This window comes from Streptomyces sp. NPDC046465 (assembly GCF_040646035.1).
Taxonomy (GTDB): domain Bacteria; phylum Actinomycetota; class Actinomycetes; order Streptomycetales; family Streptomycetaceae; genus Streptomyces.
The window spans coordinates 147,383-170,182 of the sequence record NZ_JBEYZK010000004.1 but is presented as its reverse complement, the minus strand read 5'-3'; the positions used below and the strand labels follow the sequence as shown (position 1 = coordinate 170,182).

Here is a 22,800-nt window from a genome sequence, read left to right as displayed (position 1 = left end):
CGGCTCAGCCCTTCTTGGCGCGGGCCGCTGCGCTCAGCAGGACGTCCAGCAGGTCGAAGGCGTCGGAGACATCCCCCATGAACTTGGCCTCGTCCTCCCACTCCTTGTGCAGGTTCTTGGTGAGCTTGGCGATGGTGTCCATGCCGTCCTGGATGTCGTCCTTGGCGCTCATCAGCGAGCCAAGCACGCCGAAGGCGGACAGGTCGTGTGAGGCGGCCTTGAAGTCGTGCAGGGGCTTGCGGGTGTGGTCATCGACCTTGCCCAGCGCGGAGGCCGCCTTGTGCAGGGATTCCGCATCCTTCTTCAGGTCCGACATACCTGTCCCCCCCCGTTGGTTGAGATGGTTGTGCGTGCGACGCGCTGACGTGCGCAGACCGGACCGGCCTGCAGCCTCAGATCACCGGTTGATGGACTGGATTTCCTGGACCGTCATGTCCCGGGCCGTCTCGAAGGTGCCATCCGGCAGATAGCCCTTCGCACCGCCCGTGCCCTCCCAGGAGATCTCCCAAGTGATCGAAGCCTTCAGCTCGTACGGCTCACCACTCGTGGCGCGGAGGTACTGGATCCCACACGGCGGCTCCTGCCCGGCGTCGCCCTTCTTGTACGGGGCACCGATGGAGCCGTCCTCATTGACCGGGCAGTCACCGGAAGCGGGGAAGGTCTTCGCATCCTCGGTACCCGGCTCCAGATGGAGGGCGACGGGCTTGGCCGTGGTCACCGCGTACAGGCCGGTGCCGGGCAGGTCGGCGCGGACCGTGACATCCTTGAAGGTGGCCTTGTCCAGCCACGCCCAAGTGGACCGGTTCACTGTCGACTTGCCCTCGGGCTTCAGCTCGACCTCGGTGTCCGGGACCTTGATCTTGTCGTACGCGAAGGCGGCGAGGGTCTCGGGAGTGGGGGCGTTTTTGTCCTTGGGGATCGCGCCGGCGTCCTGCCAGAACATGATGCGGCCGCAGTCCCATGCTTTGGAGTCCTGGTACATGCCCTTACGCACCGTACTGCGCCAGAACATGCCCTTCTTGCCGAGGTTGTATTTCTTGTAGCCGTCGGCGCTGGTGTCCGCAGGGAGCTTCAGGTCGAAGTTGTTGTCGGCCTTCCCCTTCTCGTAGTGGTCCACCCACAGGCCGTTGCTCCACCACACATGGGCGTTGACGAGTCCGCCCTCACCGGTCGCGACGGCGTCCTTGAGCTGATTCGGAGAGAAGACCGGCTCGTACCAGCAGGCCGGTGGTTCCCAGTTGGGGTCTACGGACTTCAGCTCACCCACCGATGCCTTGGCCGTTTGGCCGCCGGGGTACGTGAGCTTGATCTTCGAGTTGGACACCGATGCCATGAGTGATTTGCCGGAGGCGTCGCCGCTGGGGCCTGAGGGCTTGCTCGGCTGCTTGGACTTGTCGTCCTCGCCGAACGCGTGGGCCATGCCGGGCATCGCAACGACGAGGAGTGCTGAGGCAATCAGGAGCCTCGCTGCCCTGTAGTGGTGCGACATGCTCAGCAGCCTCCCCGATCGGTTTCCGAGTAGCGCGTCTTCCACACACCCTGTGACGTCTTGTCGAGCCGGTTGCGGTACTGCACGCGCGCTTCGGAATTCTGGGGTGTGTGCTCGACCTCGCCGGTCTTGGTGTTCTTGGTGGAGCCCTTGCTCTCGTCGACGCAGTAGAACAACACGCCGCTGCCGTCATCGGCGATGCTCACCTGCGGTTTCGACACCGTGGCGCGGCCGATCAGAACGAGGTCGTCGTCGACGAAGCCCTTGATCCATTTGCGGGCCGACTGACCGGCGGCATCGTCGGTGTAGAAGGCCAGCGCCTTGGAGCTCGGGTTTCCCGCAATGATCGCGGCGTACTCGGCCAGCAGTTCCTGCCTGCCGTCATTCAAGATCGCCTGCTTCTTGGGGTCCGAGTTCGTCCACCCCTGGAAGTCAGCCTGGAAGCTCTTGGGGAGCGTGATCTTTGGGCGGCCTGCTGCCATGTCGGAGGGCGTAGCGGAGGCCGACGGGCTGGCACTCGATCGCGTGTCCGCCCCGGCGATCTTCTTGTTGTCCTTGTCGTCGTCCGAGCTGCCGCAAGCGGTCAACAGCAGGGCAGCGGAAGCCGTGAGCGCGGTCACCACGAGCCCGGTCGAGCGAGTCACAGTTGTCTCCGATGAGGTGAGGGTTAACCCAAGCGAAGTAACGCTATCTGTGACCACGTGGTGACAATGAGAGCGGGGCAGACTTTGGCTGAGACGTAGCTGTGCTGAACCACCGCGGTTCGAGTGGAGACCACGGCGATTCCATTACGCTCGTCACTCCCCCAGGTTCCCCAGCACCTGTCCAGCCACCTTGCGCGCCTGGCTGTTGAGGTCCTTCTCGGCCACCACATGGGCGGGCGAGTACCTCTCGACGTACAGGAACTGACCCGCTCCGATGTCCATCGTGAGTGACGCCCGCCAGGTGTCGCCGTACATGACCTGCCGCGCCGCGTTACGGCCCTTGAGGATCACAGGGACGGCCTTCGTCGGGCTCGAGTCCGTCGCGTCGGCGACCTGGAGCAGTGCGGTTTCGTTCTTGAACAGGCTGACGACGTAGCCTGCCGGATTGTCCTCGTCGGACGTCATCAAGAAGTAGCAACTGACCTCGCCCTTGTCCGAGTCGGGCTCGGTGTCCTCGATTCCGGCGGCCTGCTGCTGGGCATCCGTGAGCACGGCTTGGCAGATGGAGTTCTCGTTGACTCCATCTGCCTTGATCGGCGTGGCGGCGGGCTTGGCGGACGTTGTCGCCGGGGATTCCGAGGAGGAGCATCCCGTCACCAGCAGAGCGGCGAGTGAGACCAAGGGCCACGCGCGCGACGACATACGCACTGCGGATTCTCCTCAATCAGCCTTATGGCTGCGGCGAGCTGAAGCGGGCACGACATCGTAGCCACCAGATCTCCGCCCACCTCACGCCGGCCGTGCAACCTCCCGAGCGCACCCCCAAGACAAGGTCACCCCGGCGCCTCCGTGCCCGTAGTTGTGCACCACGGCGCGCCGACCACGGCGCCCTGTCACCGTCGTACGGTCCGTGACGAGGACAGCGGCCAGGTCCGCACCGAGACTTACGTGTTCGACGCCCCGCGCCGACGGCGCTTCGCCGCTTCCCGTACCGGCGGGACCCGGCGAAGCGGAGGCTGGGAGGGCGAGAACGTTCCCTAAGGGGAACAAGAACCCGGAGGAAGAACCCACCCTGTCGCGCTGGTTGCGGACGCCGAGCCGCCCAGTGGGCGGGCGGAGGAAGCGACTCCAGACGAGACCACTTCTGCGCGCGTATCTGCGGACACGGGGCACGGGGCCGCGCTGTCGTCCCGCCTGGGCAGCGTCGAGCCGAAGCTGGCTCTGAGCGCCACAGACACCCTCACCCTGGCGCCGTTGGCCGCGCGGTGGCTGGACGCTGGGGTATCGGAACTGGAGGTTCGTTCGCTCCTTACCGCTGGGCTGCCCCCGGTAGTGCACAGCGCACGGGCACTCCTGGCGGATCGCCTCGTGCGCAAGCTGCCCGCGCCTCGTACTCGGCATGATGCCGCCGCACCGGCTACGCCACTGGCGGAGTGCGCCGAGTGCCGCGATCCCCTGCCGCGTGGCCAGCAGACCGGCGTCTGCGCCGCCTGCGCGGGGGTGGCGGCTGCCTCCACCGACATCTCTGCGCCCGTCATGGAGACTGTGGCCGGTCGTGTGGCGGCTCTGCGGATCGCTCTTCGCGCCCGGCCTGTTACTGCTTGACGCCTCGGGCATCGGTGCTCTCGCTCAGTCCAGGGAGACGTCGGCGAGCACGTCGAGCCGTAGCGCCTCCTGGGGAATCGCCCGGTCGGCCAGAAGGATCTCTCGGGCTTGGACGCGAACGGTGGCAGGTAGCCATGCAGTGAGCCTGCGGGCGTCGGCTGTTCGTACGTGTCGGCCGGCGCGGGTGGGCTGGGCGAGCAGCAGTTCCCACAGCCGTTGTGCGGGCCCGGCTTGCACTCCGGCAGTCTCGGCTACCGAGCAGGCAGCTACCGCGATCTCAAGACCGGCGGGATCCAGGTCGCCGAGGTAGTCGAACCGGGTGACCTTGTACGGCAGGGTGGTGAGGGACTCCAAGGGCGCGGTGTTGCGGCCCTGCACCCAGGCGACCGCGGCCCACGGTGGGTGCGCGTGAGGCCGGAGCACTCGGATGAGGGTGCGGAACGTGGCGTGGTTCTCGACGCAGACGATCGGGCCCGGCGCCTCTGGACTGGCGGTGACCGGTTCCCAGGCGAGTGGCGTCGACGGCCGCTCGCACCGCAGGAGCTCAAGGGTGAGCCGGTCGGATCTCCACAGCGCGGTTCCGCCGCGTGGGGAGACACGGTCGAACGCCTTCTCGTCGCCGAGGAGCTGGTACGCGCGCTCGGTGGTGGCGGCCATGGGGACGTTGCCGCCGTCGGTCCGGCGGAGCCAGTCGTTCACCGCGAGAAGCAGGCGCCGCTGGTACTCCGAGAGCCGCAGCGTGGCCGCCCAGCTGAGCTCTGGTCGCAGGGGGACTGTGATGGCAAGGCGCTTGTCAGTGGACCGGGTGGGCGTCTTGAGCGTCACCCTCTTGGGCAGCGTCTCCCGCCCCCGCCGAGCCGTGACGGTGCGCGCGGCGGACCACAAGCCCTCCCGCTCACCGCGGAGAATCGTGTCCTGCACGAGGTCCGGCACCTCGACGGCGCTGATGTGCGGGTTCAGGGAATGGATCGCAGCCGCTATCTCGTCGGCATGCCGATGGCCACCACGGTGGTCAGGGTCGAGAACGTCCAGGAGTGCCTGGAGATCGATCCGGGGCGTCGCGCTCATTCTCCGAGCACCTTCATGACGTCCCGCTGGAGGAGTTCGAGGTCGACAACGTCGCATGCTCCGTCATCGATGACCACGACTCCTTCGCGGGAGGACGGCCGCAGACGTCGCCCAAGCGTGATGATGCGGTCGAACATCGACAACGCTCCCTTGTCCTTGGGCGCGGCGGTGAACAGCAGCTGCAGCTCCATCTTGTCGGCGGCTCGCCGCATGGTGCGGACAAACTGATCGGCGGACGCTTGCCCGAAGGGGTTGTCCAGCCAGAGCCATCCGATCGAGGACGCCTCGCCCATGGAGCGGACCTTGGTCATGGCCGCGTACAACAGGACGCCCGCGGTGACGCGCTGTCCTCCGGAGAAGTTCTTCAGCTCGGAGACGTCGACGCGGTCGAGCCGAAGGTCGGTGTGCGGCTTGAGAAGCCTGACGTGGAACGGTGCGTCGACGAGTTCGCGCACCGCGGCGAACAGCAGTGCCTCCGGGTCGGACGTGCTGGCGCCCGGTGTGAGCAGAGCGTGGATGACACGCACGATGCGGTCGACGGCGATGGACTCGTCCGCCGGCACCTTCTCGTGTTCGATGAGGACGAAGTGCCGCTGGGACCAATCGCCGAGACCATCGGGAAGTTGGGACTGGTTCTGGTAGGACCGCAGCCTCGTGAGTGCCTTGGTGGCCTGCAGGTACAGGATGCGTGCGCTGTTGAGCACGTTCTGTTCATGGCGGTCGAGGTCGTCGCGCAAGGACGCGACGCGCTGTTCCAGCTGTCCGGCGAGGTGGTCCGCCTCAGACGGGAGGTTCTCGTCGGAGCGCAGCCGGGAGATGAGTTCGACGACGCGGGCGTCTGCCGCCTCCTCGACCGTGCGGGCCAGGTTGCCATGGGCAGCCGCGCGTACCGACCCGACAGCTCGATGTTCGGCTGCCTCACTGTTCGTCAGCGCTTGCTGGCAGGTGCGGACCTGATCTGTGACTTCGGTGATGCGGGTCGTCAGTGCCGAAATGTCATCAGAGCGCCGACCGGTCACACCGGGATCCGCCAGATAGCGCAGATTACCCACCGTCGCCTTCACCAGCCGCATCGCCTGTTCCGCTTCCCGGGCAGAGTCCTCGGCGGCGCAGACGAGCCGTTCCTCCGATCGCTGGTTGTCCAGGGCTTCGGTGGCCAGTTGGTCGAGCTGCCCGGCGAACCGGTCGGTGTCCTCCGCGGAGGTGACGTCACTCGCTGCGGGAACCCCTGTGATGTCGGGGGACGTACGATCGGAGCGATCGGTGGTCCATCGCTGGTGTTCCCTGCGAGCTGCTTCCGCGGCCTGCTGGGCTTTCGCGTGGTCTTCGCGCGCTCGCGCCTCGCGTTCCCTGGCCCGTTCCACGGCTCCGTTGAGGGCGACGGGATGGCGGGCATCGTCAGTATCGGCCAGCTTTTCAGCCCGCGAGCGGAGTGCCGGGTCAGCGTCGAGCCTGACGCCGAGGTCCGCCAGCTCTTGTTGGGTCTCTTCGATGGCGTCCAGAAGCCGCTGGTCCACGACCGCATCCCGCAGAGCCTCCTGAACACCGTCCAGTCGGGCCTGGAGGATTGCGGGCTCGTCGGCAGGGACGGGTCCTTCGCGGGTCGCCGACAGCCCCGCCGCGCGGAGCTGTTCGGCGGCGTCGTCCCGGCTGTGCCTGGCTTCCCGCTTTTGTTCGTCGGCTTCCTCTACGGATGTGGCGAGCTGCGGCATCCGGTCATCGAGACCGTCGACGCGGAGCCCGATCTCAGCCACTGCTGTACGCAGTCCCGGCAACCGTCCGCCGGCATGGAACAGCGTCGAGGCCGCGCTAATGAGCGGAGTGAGCAGCCTGCGCTTCTCGGCTGCGTCCTCGATGTCGTGCTGCGCGTCGTCCCGCTCCCGTCGGCGGTGCTCCTTCTCATGCGCGAGGTCCTCGAGGGCGGCGAGTGCTGTCTCCTCAGCGGTCTCGGCGCGCTCGCGCCGTTCCTGGGCGGCGCAAATCCGTGCGGCCAGCCCCGGCCGCGGATCGTCAGGCAGCTCGTCCCAGAGCCGGTGCAGCGCAGCCAGCATGTCGCGAGCATCTTTCGCGCGGTGACTCGCCTCCTGGAGGCACTGCTCGGCCTCCTCCGCTGCCTCTGTGGCAGTAGCGACGACGTCTCCCGCGGCCTCCCGATCGAAGGTGCCGGGGTGAGGCAGCAGAACCTGCGCGTGCGTTCCGTCATCCGCAGTGGGGTCAAGCCGTGCGGCCGCCGCTTCCGGGTCGAGAACCGCACCGATCCAGACCGCGGTGTCGATGTCGACGTCGCGCACTGCCTGCAGAGCACTGTCCAACAAGTCCGGGTGCGCGACGACGACGCCGGAGGCAATCTCAGGGCGTGCCGCGGCGAATGCCGATGCCGCCTCGGCGGTCATGGTGTCCGCCAGCCATCGCCATCCGGACCAAGCCGGCGCCTCGGCCTCCACACAGCGTTCGGTCATCTCTTCGACGAGTTCCGCGGCGGGAAGCAGGCCATCACTGCCCACCGATTCGAGCGTGCGTCGGGCGACAGCCGTTGCGGCACGGGCTTCGTTCGCGTCCGCGTCAGCGGTCTCCGCCCTGTGATTGAGCGCGTCGGTCAGTGCTGGACGTGCTCCCCAGACTTCGATCGCCGTGTCCCCTACAGCCGTACGCAGGCGGTCGTCATGAGCCAGTGTGTGGATCCAGTCGTCGACCTGACACCGACGTCGATCGGCGCTCTCCTCCTCTGTCCGCGCCGCATCGGCCTCCCGCCGAGCGGCGTTGGCCGCTGTCTGCGCAGCCGCAGCCCGCTTGTCGCTCTCCCTCAATGCCTTGTCGGCGGACTGACGCTGCTCGCGGGCGGCAGCCATCTTGGCCGCCCAGGTGGCTTCCGTCGTCGCAGGGTCGGCACCTTCGGGAAGCAGTCCGGCTGCGACGGCGCCAGCGATGGCCCGCTCGGATTGGCTGACCTGTTCCTCGGCCTGGTGGATCTGTTCAGCCGTGGCCGCCCGCTGCGCTACGGCGTCCCGCCTGTCGTCCTCGGCCTGCGAAAAAGCATGGACCGCACGGCGATGGCGGCGCTCAGCTTTCTTGACCTCGTCGTCGGCAGCGTCGCGGTGAGCGGTCAGTAGACGGGCCAAAGCATGTCGGTACCTGCGCTCGTCGGCGTGTAGTTCCGACGCCTTCTTCTCCGTGGCTGCGAGCCGCTCGTTGAGTCCGGCCAGGCGGGAAGTGGCCCGGCGGGCCTGCTGCACAGTCGCGACCAGCTCCCACGCCGCCAAGTCACGCGCCGCGCGGTCACGGGCGGTACGGCACTTCTTGGCGAAGGCCGCGGCGGCCTTGGCGCGCAATTCGGCACCGCGCACCTGCATCCGCAGGCGATGGGCCTGCGCCCTGCGTGCCGTCACGGCAGCGTCCTTGCGATATTGCTCGTGCTCAGCCCGCTGCCTTTCGGCCGCGGACTTGTTCTCGGCCAAGCCGCTGAGCGTGGCGTCCGCGTCGGCGACAACGCGCGCGGCATCCGCCTCAGCGGCGGTCGCACTCCTGCGGTGCCCGATGACGTGTTCGTGGACAACAGCCAGGCGCCGCAAGGGCTCGGTGGTGCGCTCCCACAAGGTGAGTTCGTTCTCCCATTGTGGCCGGGCGGCAGCATGGGTCCTCAGTACGTCGATGCTCTTACCGATCTGTCCCACGGCCTTCGGCGGAACAGTCGCGCCGACGAGCCAACGGACGAAGGCGTCCGCGTCCGGGAAGCGCATGATCTGGTCGACGCCGCCCTCGGATCGGTTCATCCTTGCTTGGAACCGCGACTGTTCCAGGTCGATGTCGGCCGCACTCAGCCACGTGAGCCAGTCTTCGTGGTGCTCGGAAGGCCGGTGCGGGGGGAGTACTCCGCTGTCCGGCATCAACTCCTTCACAGCATTGACGAATTGGACGTAAGTAGTGCGTCGGCCGCGTGAGGTGTGGAAAGGGAGATTCGCGATGGTCGGGCCGGAGCCGTAGGTCGTCCATCCGTAGAACTCGCGGTGCAGTTTGCGGGGGTTCTTCAGGTCCTGGACTCCGCCGTCGGTCCAGTGGGCGACCATGCCCATCACGATGCGTTGCAGCTCGCCTCCGATGACGCGGGTGGCCTGCTCGACTACGTGGCACACGTCGCCGGAGCGCACCAGTTTGGCCAGCGACCGGTCCGAGTCGCCTCGGATGAACTGGTGGGCGTGCGGAAGGTAGAGCCCGAAGCGCAGGGCGGTGATGGTCGTCTTGCCCGCGCCGTTGTCGGCCCAGAGCGCCGAGTGTTCAGTGGCCTCGTAGGGGTCGCACCAGTTGATGTCGAGTCCTTCGAGCCGTGCCTCTGGGAACCCGGCGCCGCTCAGGTAGGTGCGCTCCAAGCGCCAGCTGGTACGCATCACGCGCCGTCCTCACTGCCCTTGCCAGCGAGCAGCGGACCCAGCACGGGCGAGTCGATGAGTGTTTGCCGTACGAGCGGTCCGCCTTCCGCCGCGACGTGAGCTCGGAATCGGTCGGTGGACCGCCACACCTTCAGGTCGGAGCGGGGCGAATCCACGGAGGTGTCCGGTACGAGCAGCCGGAAGCGCCCCAGCATCGCGAGGACGTCCTCGCACATCCGCACCGTGCAGTTCCGCTTGAGCCGCCCCCCTTCGGTTTCGGCAACCTGCTTGCGTCGCCCGTACGCATCCCATGCCTCACCGAGCTCCTCCGTGGATGTCTCGTCTGCCTCAACCGTTATGGCCTGCTCGCGGATGAGACGGTCCACGTCCACGGCTGTGACGCGCCGGGTTCCCAGGTCACTGACCGCCTGCGCTGTCGGATAACACCAGGCGGCGGCACCAGCCAGAGCCAGTCCGTAGATCTGCCGGTCGGTCGCTTCGTCCTGGACGCGCAGCCAACGGCTGGTATCAGTCACCGCCAGCGGCGAGTCGGATGCGGCAGTCAACACCAGGCCGGTCGAGCGGTCTGATCCAAGTACCCGGAGCCCAAGCGCGCACATGAACTCGTCGAAGACCGACCGCAGTTCGGGGTCGGCGTGGTAGCGGTCGAGCAGCATGCCGTATTCGTCGAGCCTGGCCGGAGAAGCCGTAGGGGTGAGCGCGCACTTCAGCAGTAGTCCCGCGTCGCGGGCGACGTCACGTGCGGTCATGCGGCACCGCTTTCCGATGGATCAGCAGATCGGGGACGACCAGATCCGGCAGGCTTCTGCGGATCCCGTCGTCGATGGCCCACCAGTCGTCGTGCGGGCCGATCTCGTTGTCGGGATGCCAGAGCATCAGGGCGTCGAGGGCGAGGAGCAGCCGCAGGCGCCTGCGCGCGGTGTCTGGGTTGCCATCTGCGAGGGCGGTCAGTTCGGTGACGACAGCGACATCGCTGTGGCTGAACAGAGTGTCGGCGTCGGTGAGGAGTTCCGTCAGCCGGGCCTTCATGCCCGGCACGATGCGGCGGATCCGCAGGACGTGGGCAATGCTGTGGAATCGCTCGGGGAACTGCTCATACACGCCGTCGTCTTCCAGAGGCTCGGCAGGTACGGAGGTGCCCTCGTCATAGACGTGTCGACGCGGCGGAAGGCAGAGACGATCAGCCAGAGCGCTCACATCAAGGAACGCTCCCGGGGCCGGTGGTGACGTGAAGGCGCCGGAGGGCAGATCCCTGTTGCAGAGAAGTGCCTGCAGGACATCCGTAGTCGGGTTGATCGCCCTGTCGGGAAGGGCAGCGAACGCCTGCGCGGCCTGCGCGTCACGCCACTGCGGTGGTGCCGCGATCACTTCCGTGTTCAGCGCGGCCAAGGTATCGATGGCTCGGTCCAAGCGGGCGACCGCCGCTGACAACTGGCGTACGGCCAACGGGTTGTGTTCCTCCGACGCGTTGGACCGCAGGCTCTCCAGGTGGCGGTGCAGCGTGCCATCCATGCTGATCCGACGGTCCAAGTGCTGCTCAGCAGCAGTGAGTTCCGGCCTCAGTCCGCTCAGATAGTCGACCCGAGTAACGTCTCGTTGGGCTTCGGCGATCAGCCGCCGCACATTGGCCGCGTACGCCCGTGACAGCGTCAGGGCGTCCTGAGCGGACTCGACTGCTGCATCGAGCCGCCCGCTGTCGACCTGCGCCCGAAGCACCGCGATGACCGCCTCATGCTCGTCCTCCAGGGACCGGTTCGTCGCGATGAGCAGGAGCGCGACAGCCGTGTGGTCCACGTTGACCAGGAGCGTGCTCCCGTCCGCGGCCAGCGTTTCGTAGAGGAAGCGCACCTGCCGTGTGTCGGTCTTCCAGTGCGCGTCGGGATCTGCGTACGTGACGGTGAAGTAGGGGGTGGGCTCATCGTGCCGCAACAGATGATCAAGGACATACCGTGCGACGTTTGCGTGCTCCTCGGCCGGGTGATCAGGGGCCATGGCGTATGCGACGCGCGTCATCTCGGCGAGAACGGCAGCGCGCGGAGTACCAAGGCTGCCCACGAGGCCCGACGACAGGGCGACGGTGTCGACGCACACCTGGACCAAGGAGATGGAGTCATATGACGACCACTCGACGCTCGGAGTGCTGCGGGCCTTCCCCAGGTCGAATATCGGAGCCAGGTGGGCGAGGGCCCGGCGGCGGCGTGCCGCAGTGCCCACCAACGCAGAAGCAGGTTCGGAACCGACCATCCGCTCGCTCCCCTCGAGCAGCCAAGCGGCATCAGCCGCATTGGGCCGAGAGCTGTCCTCACACCCTGATACCACCGGCTTGTGCCAGTGGCAAGGGAGCTATCGGGCTCCGCTCCTCTCCCCCGCCTACCCCCTCGCGCTACCGGCTCTCCCTGCTGGACCAGGAGTGAGGAGGCGCGGCAGCCCTCCTCGCGCGCTCCGGTGGAGACCGTGGACTCCTGGTCGCTCGAAACCGAGCGAGTTACACGCGGGCGGGCACACCGGCCAGACCGTCATCCCCTTCATCGCCGTCCTCTCCGTTTCGCTTGCGGTCACGAACGTCGTCGAGGTTGTCGAGCGTCGTACGCAGAGCCTCGGCGAGGCTGCTGGCGGTCTCCGCCCCGGCGGAAACGCCCGGAAGCCCTTCGATGCGCAGACCGGATGGAGCTGAGCCACCGAGTAGCCAAGTTCCTGAAGAATGCCGGTCAGAGCATGGTGGATATAGACGTGCGCGGCACGATGGAGTAGCCCCGCGCGTCCGTCGGCCAGCCCCTCGATCTGCTCGCGAGCCGCGGCACTGCGGGCGCTCGTGGAGACGAGCCATTCGATGGAGGCGGCTCGGGAACCCGCGGAGGTGACCAGAATGCCCGTGGCTTTGGTGCGGTCATCGGTATCGGCGACAGGCAGTCCCATGCCGCCGAACAGCGTCTCCAGCTCCGTGGAGATCTCGTTGCCGTCGTGGCGATGTGTGGCCATGTGTGGACGCTACGCGGGCAGCGGTTCCGCCCTGCCCGTGTGAGCGAAGCTCCGCGGGTAACGACCGGAGGTGACTGCCGACGGGGGAATGCTGGCCGGATCGGAACGATGGCCGATCGGATCGGACTGTTGCGCATAACAGCGCCGCCCCCGATGCTCGACGCCGACTAAATCTGTCTGGCTCACGAACGAGAAGGCCGGACTGGGCCTCTTTGGAAGTTCGGCCGACCGCTCAAGGCGGGAGTCGCTAGCGTCGAAGATGGAGAGCCAACCTCCCAATACACCTGATGAAGAAGCTCCGTTGGAGCTCACGATCCACCTCGACGGCAAGACCGCAGCGACGGTCCGCCGTATCGCCGCCTTCAAGGAACGGCCGCCTGAAGAGATCGTGGCCGAGTGCGTCCGCGACGAACTCGGCCACGAGATGTACGACGCGATGTACGCGAACGCCGCCCAGTACGCCGCCGGCCTCGACGGGCTGGCCAGGCAACTCGCGGAAGTAGTCCGTGATCATGGGGCACTCCCCTCCCGGGATGCCGCAAAGATCGTGGCTCTGGTGGACGCCGCCAAGCTATGCCCCCTGCCCGCTGAACTGGGCGAGCGCATCCTCCAGCAGCTCACCACCCTCTGGGAGGGGCGGAGCACGGAGTACGGCAAGCGCAGCGACGGAACCTTTGGGCCGGTCGAAAATACGGAGCTGGGCGTGCAGGTCACTCCCGAGCAATGGGATGCCTGTGCGCGTATTGGCGCTCCCGACAGCCTGGCTGCCGGGGCTCGGAAAGCCCTGGCAACCGGCATCGAGGCTCTGGACGGACGCTGATAGACGAGAGGCCCCCGCCTCCCGCCGGGCTGCACTTACGTGCCGAGCGTGGTGCGGATCTGGTCCGACCACACTCCATAGGCCCGCTCGACGTGCAGAGCGGCGATGTACCAGTTCAGGTCGGTCCCGGCTGGGTCTTCGCGGTTGCGGCCAAAGACACGGGAGTTGTCGATGTTGGAGTGGGCCTTGCTGAGTGCGAAGGCCACTTCCAGCCAGGGGATCTCCAGGCCGCCACGTTCGTGTACGGCCTCGCCCAGAGCTTGGAGGGAGTAGCGCAGCGACCGCTCGCCAGGTACCACCGTGTCGAGCCGGGGCACGGTGGGGTCGATGGTCGTGCGGCCCCACTGGTTGATGCGGCCGGCGATCTGCCGCTGCGAAATGCGACGCGGAGGGACGGAAAACAAGCCCTCGGTCGGCGGGACGGACGCCAGGGCGGGGGCGTCGGGGGTGAGGGTGAGGAGCCCGGCGTGTTCGAGTAGGCGGGCCATGGGAACGCAGGTGTCTTCGACGTGGTGGAACGGGCACATCTCGGGGGTCATGGGCACGGGAGCTTATGGCGACCTCAGGCCCATGCTGGAAAGATTCCAGCCAACCACGCTCCGCCATCCTCACCGGTCACGCATACCTCGCAGGCGTCTGGTGACGACGGCTCCTGGGACGTAGTTCGACCGGATACGGCCCCGCCGTTAGCGCGGCTAAGTAGGGCCCAAGGGCATGACCGACGAGACCTCGTCCCTGCGCCGCAAGCCCTCAAGACCCAAGCCACTGGCTGAAGAGGTACAGCATCTTCTGGCCAGCATCGGCCTGCCCGGATCGGACACCGACGAGCGGGACCGTGCCCACGGCATCGTCGTCAGCGACGCCGAAGGCGACACCGTGTTCGTGGAGTGGTTCACCTCCCGCACCCTGCGCGAGACAGCCGCGACCGAACAACGCGAAGCCATCTGCCAAGGTCCGGCCGCCCTCCTGCACCGGGACGGTCGCCGCTACCTGCACCACACAATCGCGGCGGTCTTACGTGAGCGCGGCGGCATGAAGACCGACGTGCTCACCGACCAAGGCGTACTCGTCAAGCGCTTGCCCGATGTGGCGATGCTTGAGCAGGATGCGGCTGGTCGGCCGCGCACCGTGGGCGAGGTGCTGTCCGAGGCGCCGTCCCCGATGAGAGGCTTCCTCGTCTCGGACGACGACGAGAAGGACGGCCAGTAGACCCGTACTTACCTGCCTATGTCGCCGCATGCCAGCGTTCGGCCGCCAGCGAGAGCGAGGCCGAACCTCGGCAATGCGTGGAGGGCAAGCACTCCTTCCCAGGCCGATCTTCAAAGCCATCCGGTGCGCAGTGGAGGTTCCGATAGCCTGTCGGCCCCTGGAAGCAGGGTGGTTGAGGGAGATAAGTGAGCGCCGAGGCCGGGACGGGTATGGCGGGCGGGACTATTGCGCGTTCTCCTCGCATGAAGATGAAGGCTCCGACCGCTGAACGGTCGGGGCCTTCATTTGCCCTGCTGGGCGGGTGCGGAGGATACGAGATTCGAACTCGTGAGGGGTTGCCCCCAACACGCTTTCCAAATGTTCGTCTGGGGGTTCGGCGGGGGATGCGTGTGTCCTGACCTGGCGTGGAGCCGGTGGTGGGGACCCCTTTGAACGGCGTCGGACGGCGGCGAACGAGACCAGAACTGAGACCATCGGCACAGGTCGGCGATGCCGGTGCCGTCACCTCTTGGCCAGCGTTGCCTCAGTTTTGCTCGCCCCCGAGTAAGCACCAGCAGGGCCGGTCAGCGGTTGCGGCCGGCTGCGGGTGCGCACTCATCGTGGACCGAGGCTGTACGCAGGTCCGAGACGGTTCGAACCGGACGATCAGTATCCGGGTGGCGTCAGGTCAGTTTGGCGAGTGCGGCCCGTGGCTACACGAAAACCTCAGTATGAGTGCGTTCTGCCTCCTGTCTCGCCAAGCTGAATGGCAAAGAGGAACCACCCACAGGAGGAGAAATCATGCGACACAATGCCGAATTGGCCGTTGTATCCGATGCCGCTGGAACCACTCAGGTCTCGTGCCCGCCGTGGTGCCTCGGTGAGACGCACGGCGGAACGCACGGCGTCCACGAGAGCACCCGGGTCGAATGGCAGGGCCCGCAGGACTGGGGCGGGGACGGAGGGCCGGCGGCGTTGTCCGCGTCGATCGCACTCATGGAGAACGACGAGGACGAAGAACAGTCCCCGGAGATCTGGTTCGGCTCAGCTGGCAGTTGGTGTGAGTTCGGCTTGTCGGGGCTCGACCGTGTCATTGCAGGGCTCGACCGGTACACCGTCGACCTGCAAGCGCTGCGATATCGCTACGCCACAGCACTCGCCGGCACTGACCTGACGAGCGAGGCGCCAGAGGCATCCGTCCCGAACCGCCCTGTTGAGGTCACCGCACCGTGCCCCGGGTGGTGCACCTACCGAATCGACAACAGCCACACCACGGACACCCTGGAGGACCGCTCTCACGCCGGAGCCTGGAACCTCGTGCAGCTGACCTTGCACCACCCTGAGAAGGGCGCTGCGGATACCGGGATCATCCCGGACGAGATTCAGTTGGTGCTGGAGCAGTACGCATACGGACGCCTGCCGACGGTCGCTCTCACGATCGAGGGGCGAACGAACGCCTACACTCGTCTGTCGCTCGCGGAAGCCAGGCAGGTAAGGAGCGTCCTTGGCGAATTGATCGCCATGGCGGAGACCTGCGCGACGCCCAGTGCCTTGCCCCCGCTCGACTGTGTTACTGCCGACATGCGGGCGAAGGTGGTCGAGGACCCGCAACTGGATCCGGGCTCGTCGGGATACGGCCTTGGGGACAGCGATCCGGACGGCAGGATTTGGGCCTGCGTGCCTGCTGGTCTATCGCCCGAGCTGCGGGAGGAGACGGTGAGGGGCTTGCTCGCCAGCGTCTACGAGCGCCGAGGAAGGGCCCTGTGGGAGGGCGAGTCAACCCCGCACGTGATCGGCGATCGGGCTGCCCTGGCCAAGGCGATGCTGCGTGCCGCTGCGTGAAGGATGGGTGTCTAGGGCTGATCTGGGGATGCTGCCGTGAATCTGGTCTGGCCGACCCGGTGATCACCGGGTCGGCCAGACGGGTTTCACAGTTTGCGCCTGGGACGGGATCTCGACGGGGTGGGTGCAGCGCGCCGCGTTGTCCCTGGTCAGCGATGGCTCCAGGTTGGCGTCAGGACCACATGGGCGATGAGCTCTCGCGCAGGGATCAGTCGGCGTTCTCCTCACCGTTCAGGTGTCGCATCGCAAGGGGGAATTCGTCCGGGTGTCGTGCCAGCCGTGCCATCACCCAGGCGGTGTGGGCATCCATGCCCGGCCCGAAATCGACTGCCAGGCGTCGAGCCTGCCACGTCGTCCGAGGCGCGAGTACCCAGCGCCAGAACTGGAGCCGTACGTGGCCGGTGCGGGCGGCCGATCTTCCTCCTGGCTTGGGGGCATTCTGCGGAGGAGGGCCGGTTTCACCCGGCACGTTTGTTTTGTCGGCCACGGCGCGAGTGTTGCCGCGTATCCCGCGTCTGCGGAGTCGATCAGCTTGGTGACCACCGGAAAGAGCGGCGAAAACGGCCGTCGTTGACGTCCGGGATGGTTGGGCCACGCACGGTGCGCATGTCTCTCCTGGATCCGATCCGGCCACGGCCGAATCACGCCCTTCTCGTGCTGCCTCGGTCGGCTCACACTGCGGGTACACGGACCTGCAGGGGGAGGGCTTCGGCCGTGACGACGCGTGGACGGGGTGCGGCTGCTCACAGACGACGAGCGGCACGGCTGAAGTCGACGGCGGTCGGCGGTGGCCTGGTACTGGTCCTGCTCATGGTCTTCTGGTCGGCCGTGTGGCCGGACGTGACGGGGGCTGTGGTTCTCGGCGGTCCCGCCGCGGCGGGATGGTGGCTGTGGCGTACGGACCGGCTCGTGCGTGGACGGAACCGTCTTTGGCGGCAGGAAGAGGCAGTGAAGTCTGGCCACCGGACCCTTGCCGAGGTGGACGCGATGACCGGTACCGAGTTCGAGGATCTGGTCGCAAGCCTGTGCCGACAGGACGGATGCACCGACGTCCGGCGCGTGGGCGGCGCCAACGACAACGGCGCCGACGTCGTCGGCCGACTCCCGGACGACCGGAGCGTGGTGATCCAGAGCAAGCGCTATACGCCGACCAGCACGATCGCGAGCCGCGAACTGCGCGACCTGCTGGGCGTCAAGGTGCACTCCAGGGCCGACCCGGCAGTGTTCGTCACGACCACGCGGTTCAGCTGTCCCTCTGAGAAGTTCGCGCTGCAACACGGAATCCTCGCCGTGCACCGGGATCACCTCGGGTTGTGGAACAACGGGGCCTCGCTGCTGTCCTTGAGCGAGGTGAACGGCCAGGAGCATGGCGCCTCCCGTCACCGAGCGCGATGGAAGCAGGCGTACGAGAAGTGACCGGCCTCGTCGGGCCGAGGCCGGATCATCCTTCTGGGACACTTTGGCGCCGTAATGCCTCTGTGCCGCGTAGGTAGAGCACCGCTGCACCGCCACACTGATCGCCGTGCAGAAGCCCACGATGCGGCGACGTACTCGTCCTCGGTTGCGCATTACACGCGGGCGGGTACGCCAGCCAGGCCGTCGTCGCCATCCTCGCCGTCTTCGCTCCGATTCTTGCGGTCGCGTGCCCCGTCGAGACTGTCCAAACTGACGTGGAGGAAATCTGCGAGGGTGCTGGCCGTCTCCGCTCCGGCCGAGGCGCCGGGTAGCCCCTCGATACGCAGGCCGCAGGTGGTGTGGGCTACCGAATATCCCAGTTCCTGGAGGACGCCGGTGAGCGCCTGATGCACGTAGGCACGTGTACTGCGGTGCAGGAGACCGGCGCGTCCGTCGGCCAGCCCTTCGGTCTGCTCACGAGCTGCGGCCGAGCGCGCAGTAGTGGAGACGAACCACTCCAGTGACGCGGCCCTTGTGCCGGCTGACGCGATCAGCACGCCAACGACCTGAGTTCGGTCGTCCATGTCCGTGACTGGCAGCCCCATGCCTTTGCACAGGATCTCCAGTTCGGTCGCGATGTGGTTGCCGTCGTGACGGTGAATACCCATGTGGGAAGCCCTTGTCAGGAATTACTAGGCGGCGGCTCCGCCGGGTGGCCTCTGTCCCATGTAGTACTCCAAGGTGACCTGCATCCCGTGGACGGTTTCCAACAGTCGCTCAAGCCGTGTTTTGGCGTCTTCCAGCTCGCTTCGGTAGGACTCCGCGCGCCGTTCGGCCGCGACCCGTCCCTGTTTCTCCTTGGCGACTCGACGCAGGGCGGCAGGGGAGAGGGTGCGGTCTCCCCCGATGGGAGATCCGGGAATTCCGAGCTGTCGCTTACGCCTCTGCACCCAACTGTTCACGGTCTTGCGTGAGACCTCGTACTCGATGCTCACCTCCGCCACGGTCTTGGTATCGGCGATCACGAAGTCCGCCAGTTCAGCACGCTTCTCCTGTGACAGATTGGACTGAAACGTCACTGGTTACCTCTGCTTTTCGATCAGGGAATGTGTCACGCTAAGTAACTCTTCCTTGGCAGGAGAGATGCGAACGCAAGCTGAATCTCATCCGACTGTGTGACTAATGCAGTTGCGGGTGACGCATCGTCAACTTTGTGGCGCCTCTATCTGGCGAGGGCCGTTCCAGGCTTCTCCCGCTTTGCGGCCGTGTCGGGTGGCACGAGCAAGCTCAGGCTGGGGCCTTGCGCCGAGCGCGGGTAGCTGATGCGCCGGTACGGGCGCGACGCGGCCATGTTCTGCGGTCTGTGCCGTGCCCTTCTGAACGGTCGGGCGAAGGCGGCCTGCTGTATTCGCCTCATCGCTCGCCTCGTCGGCCCCTATGCCCCGCATGGCCTTGCCCGAGGGCACACAAGGGCGACTCATCGTAGGTGTGCGGCTGGCCGGTTACTGACGAGGCGGGGGTTGAGCATGGACGATGCGGTGGAACTGTCGGATGTGATCGCCCAATTGCGGGGAGAGCTGAGTCGGGCCATGGCGGGCGGAGTCGGCAACGGGCTCCGGTTCCAGGCAGAGAAGCTGGAGCTCGAACTCACGGTGGGCGTGGAACGGAGCCGTAAGCCAGGAGTCAAGGTGCGTTTCTGGGTGTTCGACGCCCACGGTTCTGCGCGCCCCGCGCGGGCGGACACTCAGCGGCTCACGCTGAAGCCGGTGCACGGCGACGCACCCGACAGCCCTGCACTGATCCCGGGTGCTGAGTTTCTTTAGTCCTCTGATCAAAATTCTGCGGAACATGGTGCGGTGGTCATCCAGAGAGCCAAGCTGCGAGCCACCAGCACCTCCGAGCACGTGGACGGCATCTTCGTCTCCGAGGAGAGGCCGACGCCCGCAAACCGCAGACCCGGCACTTTGCCCCGGCGGCGGCCCGCTGGCGGCACAACAATGCTCACGCGAGACGGCGTTCGCTTCGACATAGACCGTGCCCGCGCCCCCGCACCACCCCAGCAACCCTTCGTATCTCGACTCCTCGGAGCCGGTGTACTGGGTCACCACATGCCATCCCGCTGGTGGTGAAGGTGATATCGCCGAGCGGATCGGCGATATCCTGGCTGGCTTTGGCTGGCGTATGTGGCTCACTCGACAAGGCTCATCGGCCGGGCTGAAATCAGTCAGCCCCTGTTTCCGGCGATTCTCCGTGTTCCAGGTAGGCGGTCAGGTCGTTCGCGCGAGCCTGGATGCCAGCGGTGATTCGGCGGACGAGGCGGGGGATGGTGAGTTCCGGCAGCTGGTTGGCGTGGTGGAAGTCGTAGCTGCGGAGCTCGTCGGCTTGCAGCGTGATCTGCTGACGGTGGTCTGCGTCGAGACGGCCGCCATCGAAGAGGTAGAGGACCTTGTCTCCCTCTCCCGGATTTGGTGCCCAGTCCACGATGAGCAGACGACCGATGCGGGGTTTGATGCCCAGCTCTTCGTGGACTTCACGCACGCAGGCTTGTAGGGGCGACTCACCCTGTTCGACGTATCCGCCAGGGATTTCGCGGTAGTCCTTGTACGACGGCTCGACGAGGAGGACTCGATCAGCGTCGTCGAAGAAGAGGGCACCGGCTGCCATGCGCGGGTGGGCCATCTTCGCCTCGTGCTCGTTCTCGCTCACGGTTGGACTCTAGCCGCCGACGATGTGGAGCCTGCGGGCCAGGTCGGCCACGGGTTGGGATGGACGTCCTCGGGTTCCGCGTATCCAGCCGATGACCAGTTCCCGGCTCAGGTAGTGGTGGCGTACCTGTTCGGGGGCGGCCTGTTCGGCGTCCAGCAGAGTGGCCAGAGATTCGTCGGTTCGGTTCCAGGAGCTGAGCGCTCGGGCGACTTCGAGGCTGTGCCGCACGCGCCGCTCTACCGGCAGACCGCTGGTGTCGATTCGCGGTCCGAGGTCGGCGGCTATCTGGATGTCCCCGAGTTCTCCGGCAGTGGCCACGCAGTGGATGGCCACGTTGGTCGGGCCGAAGGCCGTCCACATGTGGTTGGCATCGATGCCCAGCCGTTGTGCGGTTTCGTCGGCTTCCTGGAGGAAGGTCTGCGTAGTTGCCCGGTCCTCTGACCGTGCGGCTGCCATTGCTCCGGCGAGAAAGAGCGTGCCGTAGACCGAAAGGTACTCGTCGTTCGCGTTGCCCAGTTCCGGCTCCATGACGGCTGCCGCATCGTTCACCAGCTGGGTCGCCGCTGTGAAGCGTCCGGTGGCCAGCAGGCAGTGCGTGACCGCCCGGAAGAGCGAGCCCGTCACTGCGCTCTGGCTGCTGTGTTGTGCGGCTGCCAGACCGCGGTCGGCGGCGATCCATGCCAGCTCCGACTCCCCGACCTTGCCCAGCACCATGGCCGCACCTTGGTAAGCCAGGGCGAGCAGGGCGTGAGCCTCCTCCCTTTCGCGCCCCGAGTGCGCGCGGGATACGGCGAGGGCGTCGGCCAATACGAGGGGAAGGCGCCGCGTGGCGAAGCCGTAGCGCGACGCCTGGTAGGCGTCGAGGATTTCCGTCACGTTGGCACGGAGGTCCTGTAGGGCGGGCGGTTCGTCATCGGGCGGAGAGCCCAGGAGCGGCGTGAGTTGCTTGTAGTCCATGAGCGCGTCGCGCAAGGCGGGGACGGTGCGGTGGCCGCTGTCGCTCGACCACTCGAGGAGGGTTGGCTCGGCGAGCAGGTCTCCGAGGGAGACGTCGAGGGCTTCGGCGAGTGAGGTGATGACCGAGAGGCGGTCAAGCTCGATCCGATTGTTCTCCGCTTTGCTCAGCCAGTCCGTGGTGCGTCCGACAAGGCCGGCCAGGACCTCTTGGGAGAGGCCACGTCGGCGGCGGTACCAGGCGACACGTTCGCCGATGGTCAGGTTCTCTGTCATTCCTCGCATGTCCTGAGCATCACCTCGTGGCCGAAAGGGACCCCGGAAGGTTTTTCCGGGGTGCTGCGGCGTGCCTTGCCTACTGTCGCAGCAGACGGAGAAAGCCGCCGGGTAATGCGGTCAGCTGCCCGCCGGACCGACTGACGCTCGTCCGTTCCACCCCTTCTTCAGGTACAGAGATCGGAGTTTGTCATGCTCGAAACATTTGTGACTGACGGAAGCCATCTGTCCATCGAGACCGGCGCCGCCGAGCCGGACGCGACGACGATCGTCGAGCGCAAGGGCCTCGGCCACCCGGATACGCTCGCCGACCATCTCGCCGAGCGACTGTCTCGTGCCTACAGCCGCTACACCGTGCAGCGCTTCGGCGCTGTGCTGCACCACAACTTCGACAAGCTCGCCATCCTCGGCGGAGCCAGCGAAGTCCGTTACGGAGCCGGTGAGATGACGTCTCCGGTGCGGGTCCTGGTGAACGGGAGGGCAGCACCCATGTGCGGTGGCGAGCGCATCCCCGTTACCGAGATCGTGGAGGCCGAAGTCAGGGCGTTCTTCGCCGAGCGGCTCGCGGAGGTCGCGGAGCACCTCGACATCGTCTTCAACATCACGAGCAACTCGAGCCCTGGCGCGGTGCTTACCGGCGACGGGGTCCCAGACCGCACGCGCTGGTTCAACCCGCGTTCCGTCGAGGACCTCCGCGAACGGCGGGTGCGGCTCTCGAACGACACATCCCTGGGCACCGGCTGGGCGCCGGAGAACCCCTTCGAATCGTTCGTTCGGGAACTGGTTGATCACTTCTCTGGAGAGAGCGACTTCACGCGCGCCAATCCGTGGTGCGGCTCGGACGTCAAGCTCATGGGGTACTGGGACGGAGACCAGGCGGACGTCGTACTGTGCGTGCCCCAGAAGTCGCGTCACGTCGGCAGTCGGGAGGAGTACGTCCGCAACACGGAGGCCGTCCTTGCCGAGTGCGACCGGCTCGCCGGCCTTCGGCTGCCTGGCGCGGCGGCCCGCTTCCGGTTGAACGCACGCGATGTCCCGGAGAAGGACGAGCTGTACCTGACATACACCGGTAGCTCGATCGAATCCGGTGACGAAGGTGTCGTGGGGCGGGGCAACCGCGTCAACGGGCTCATCACGCCCTTGCGGCCGATGAACCTGGAGGGCGCCAACGGCAAGAACCCCGTCTACCACGTCGGCAAGCTCTACAACATCGCTGCGCAGCGGCTCGCCGGCCGACTCCACGAGATGACCGACGGACACGCCGAGGTCCACCTGGTGAGCACCACCGGGCAGCGACTCGATCAGCCCTGGCGCATCCTCATCCGCCTCTCCTCACCCGACGCCGAGCTCGACAAGGTGCAGGCGGTGGTCGCGGAGGCCCTCGGCGAGTTCCCCGCCTTGACGGACGAGCTCGTCTCCGACGGGATCGTGCTCAGCTGATGTTGGAAC

Annotated in this window: 20 protein-coding genes; 6 read left to right on the top strand and 14 right to left on the bottom strand. The window is 66.7% G+C overall.

The features are described 5' to 3' along the window. Positions 1 to 4: 4 nt before the first annotated feature. The 9 genes from ABZ953_RS08270 to ABZ953_RS08230 all read right to left on the bottom strand — a co-directional run bounded on the left by ABZ953_RS08270 (position 5) and on the right by ABZ953_RS08230 (position 12,170). Positions 5 to 316 (bottom strand): hypothetical protein, encoded by a 312-nt coding sequence (locus tag ABZ953_RS08270; protein WP_361718673.1) that lies wholly within the window; start codon positions 314 to 316, stop codon positions 5 to 7. An 81-nt stretch (positions 317 to 397) separates the two neighbouring features. After that, positions 398 to 1,420, bottom strand: coding sequence for a hypothetical protein (locus ABZ953_RS08265; RefSeq protein ID WP_361718670.1), 1,023 nt, complete (start codon positions 1,418 to 1,420; stop codon positions 398 to 400). Positions 1,421 to 1,491: 71 nt separating this feature from the next. Further along, positions 1,492 to 2,133 (bottom strand): hypothetical protein, encoded by a 642-nt coding sequence (locus tag ABZ953_RS08260; RefSeq protein ID WP_361718667.1) that lies wholly within the window; start codon positions 2,131 to 2,133, stop codon positions 1,492 to 1,494. Between the two features lie 153 nt (positions 2,134 to 2,286). Next, on the bottom strand, positions 2,287 to 2,835 hold the full coding sequence (locus ABZ953_RS08255; RefSeq protein ID WP_361718664.1) for a hypothetical protein: 549 nt from the start codon (positions 2,833 to 2,835) through the stop codon (positions 2,287 to 2,289). Between the two features lie 927 nt (positions 2,836 to 3,762). Next, a complete protein-coding gene (locus ABZ953_RS08250; RefSeq protein ID WP_361718661.1) occupies positions 3,763 to 4,806 on the bottom strand; it encodes a hypothetical protein in 1,044 nt (347 codons plus the stop codon). Next, positions 4,803 to 9,170 carry a hypothetical protein gene (locus ABZ953_RS08245; RefSeq protein ID WP_361718658.1) on the bottom strand — a complete coding sequence of 1,456 codons (4,368 nt, stop codon included), beginning with the start codon at positions 9,168 to 9,170 and terminating at the stop codon, positions 4,803 to 4,805. Before ABZ953_RS08245 ends, ABZ953_RS08250 begins: the two co-directional genes overlap by 4 nt. A 17-nt stretch (positions 9,171 to 9,187) precedes the next feature. Beyond that, positions 9,188 to 9,940 carry a hypothetical protein gene (locus ABZ953_RS08240; RefSeq protein WP_361718655.1) on the bottom strand — a complete coding sequence of 251 codons (753 nt, stop codon included), beginning with the start codon at positions 9,938 to 9,940 and terminating at the stop codon, positions 9,188 to 9,190. After that, positions 9,927 to 11,435 carry a hypothetical protein gene (locus tag ABZ953_RS08235; RefSeq protein ID WP_361718653.1) on the bottom strand — a complete coding sequence of 503 codons (1,509 nt, stop codon included), beginning with the start codon at positions 11,433 to 11,435 and terminating at the stop codon, positions 9,927 to 9,929. Before ABZ953_RS08235 ends, ABZ953_RS08240 begins: the two co-directional genes overlap by 14 nt. A 126-nt stretch (positions 11,436 to 11,561) precedes the next feature. Then, entirely contained in the window at positions 11,562 to 12,170 is a 609-nt protein-coding gene (locus tag ABZ953_RS08230; protein WP_361718650.1) for a hypothetical protein, read from the bottom strand. A gap of 301 nt (positions 12,171 to 12,471) precedes the next feature. On the opposite strand from ABZ953_RS08230, the gene ABZ953_RS08225 reads away from it, so the two are divergent. Then, positions 12,472 to 12,990, top strand: coding sequence for a hypothetical protein (locus ABZ953_RS08225; protein WP_361718647.1), 519 nt, complete (start codon positions 12,472 to 12,474; stop codon positions 12,988 to 12,990). Positions 12,991 to 13,025: 35 nt separating this feature from the next. On the opposite strand, the gene ABZ953_RS08220 is transcribed toward ABZ953_RS08225, so the two are convergent. After that, entirely contained in the window at positions 13,026 to 13,529 is a 504-nt protein-coding gene (locus ABZ953_RS08220) for a hypothetical protein (protein WP_361718645.1), read from the bottom strand. A gap of 175 nt (positions 13,530 to 13,704) precedes the next feature. On the opposite strand from ABZ953_RS08220, the gene ABZ953_RS08215 reads away from it, so the two are divergent. The 3 genes from ABZ953_RS08215 to ABZ953_RS08205 all read left to right on the top strand — a co-directional run bounded on the left by ABZ953_RS08215 (position 13,705) and on the right by ABZ953_RS08205 (position 17,436). Next, on the top strand, positions 13,705 to 14,199 hold the full coding sequence (locus tag ABZ953_RS08215; RefSeq protein WP_361718642.1) for a hypothetical protein: 495 nt from the start codon (positions 13,705 to 13,707) through the stop codon (positions 14,197 to 14,199). Between the two features lie 780 nt (positions 14,200 to 14,979). Beyond that, a complete protein-coding gene (locus ABZ953_RS08210; RefSeq protein ID WP_361718639.1) occupies positions 14,980 to 16,020 on the top strand; it encodes a hypothetical protein in 1,041 nt (346 codons plus the stop codon). Between the two features lie 714 nt (positions 16,021 to 16,734). After that, the gene (locus ABZ953_RS08205; protein WP_361718636.1) at positions 16,735 to 17,436 is read left to right on the top strand and encodes a restriction endonuclease; all 702 of its coding nucleotides are present in this window, start codon (positions 16,735 to 16,737) and stop codon (positions 17,434 to 17,436) included. Positions 17,437 to 17,588: 152 nt separating this feature from the next. Here the strand turns inward: ABZ953_RS08205 and ABZ953_RS08200 are convergent, their stop codons facing one another. Further along, complete coding sequence (locus tag ABZ953_RS08200) at positions 17,589 to 18,083, bottom strand: hypothetical protein (RefSeq protein ID WP_361718633.1); 495 nt, start codon at positions 18,081 to 18,083, stop codon at positions 17,589 to 17,591. 24 nt (positions 18,084 to 18,107) lie between these two features. Then, positions 18,108 to 18,494 (bottom strand): leucine zipper domain-containing protein, encoded by a 387-nt coding sequence (locus ABZ953_RS08195; RefSeq protein WP_361718630.1) that lies wholly within the window; start codon positions 18,492 to 18,494, stop codon positions 18,108 to 18,110. A 447-nt stretch (positions 18,495 to 18,941) separates the two neighbouring features. Between ABZ953_RS08195 and ABZ953_RS08190 the strand changes: the two genes are divergently transcribed. Continuing rightward, positions 18,942 to 19,238 (top strand): trypco2 family protein, encoded by a 297-nt coding sequence (locus ABZ953_RS08190; protein ID WP_361718627.1) that lies wholly within the window; start codon positions 18,942 to 18,944, stop codon positions 19,236 to 19,238. Positions 19,239 to 19,635: 397 nt separating this feature from the next. Here ABZ953_RS08190 and ABZ953_RS08185 read toward each other — a convergent pair whose 3' ends face one another. Next, positions 19,636 to 20,121, bottom strand: coding sequence for an NUDIX hydrolase (locus ABZ953_RS08185; protein ID WP_361718624.1), 486 nt, complete (start codon positions 20,119 to 20,121; stop codon positions 19,636 to 19,638). A gap of 9 nt (positions 20,122 to 20,130) precedes the next feature. Next, positions 20,131 to 21,351, bottom strand: coding sequence for a helix-turn-helix transcriptional regulator (locus tag ABZ953_RS08180; RefSeq protein ID WP_361719242.1), 1,221 nt, complete (start codon positions 21,349 to 21,351; stop codon positions 20,131 to 20,133). Between the two features lie 207 nt (positions 21,352 to 21,558). On the opposite strand from ABZ953_RS08180, the gene ABZ953_RS08175 reads away from it, so the two are divergent. Continuing rightward, on the top strand, positions 21,559 to 22,791 hold the full coding sequence (locus ABZ953_RS08175; protein ID WP_361718621.1) for a methionine adenosyltransferase: 1,233 nt from the start codon (positions 21,559 to 21,561) through the stop codon (positions 22,789 to 22,791). Positions 22,792 to 22,800: the final 9 nt, after the last annotated feature.

Coding starts and splice junctions, on each gene's coding strand:
- ABZ953_RS08270 (WP_361718673.1), bottom strand. CDS start 316: ATGTCGGACCTGAAGAAGGATGCGGAATCCCTGCACAAGGCGGCCTCC.
- ABZ953_RS08265 (WP_361718670.1), bottom strand. CDS start 1,420: ATGGCCCACGCGTTCGGCGAGGACGACAAGTCCAAGCAGCCGAGCAAG.
- ABZ953_RS08255 (WP_361718664.1), bottom strand. CDS start 2,835: ATGTCGTCGCGCGCGTGGCCCTTGGTCTCACTCGCCGCTCTGCTGGTG.
- ABZ953_RS08250 (WP_361718661.1), bottom strand. CDS start 4,806: ATGAGCGCGACGCCCCGGATCGATCTCCAGGCACTCCTGGACGTTCTC.
- ABZ953_RS08240 (WP_361718655.1), bottom strand. CDS start 9,940: ATGACCGCACGTGACGTCGCCCGCGACGCGGGACTACTGCTGAAGTGC.
- ABZ953_RS08235 (WP_361718653.1), bottom strand. CDS start 11,435: ATGGTCGGTTCCGAACCTGCTTCTGCGTTGGTGGGCACTGCGGCACGC.
- ABZ953_RS08230 (WP_361718650.1), bottom strand. CDS start 12,170: ATGGCCACACATCGCCACGACGGCAACGAGATCTCCACGGAGCTGGAG.
- ABZ953_RS08220 (WP_361718645.1), bottom strand. CDS start 13,529: ATGACCCCCGAGATGTGCCCGTTCCACCACGTCGAAGACACCTGCGTT.
- ABZ953_RS08215 (WP_361718642.1), top strand. CDS start 13,705: ATGACCGACGAGACCTCGTCCCTGCGCCGCAAGCCCTCAAGACCCAAG.
- ABZ953_RS08210 (WP_361718639.1), top strand. CDS start 14,980: ATGCGACACAATGCCGAATTGGCCGTTGTATCCGATGCCGCTGGAACC.
- ABZ953_RS08200 (WP_361718633.1), bottom strand. CDS start 18,083: ATGGGTATTCACCGTCACGACGGCAACCACATCGCGACCGAACTGGAG.
- ABZ953_RS08190 (WP_361718627.1), top strand. CDS start 18,942: ATGGACGATGCGGTGGAACTGTCGGATGTGATCGCCCAATTGCGGGGA.
- ABZ953_RS08180 (WP_361719242.1), bottom strand. CDS start 21,351: ATGACAGAGAACCTGACCATCGGCGAACGTGTCGCCTGGTACCGCCGC.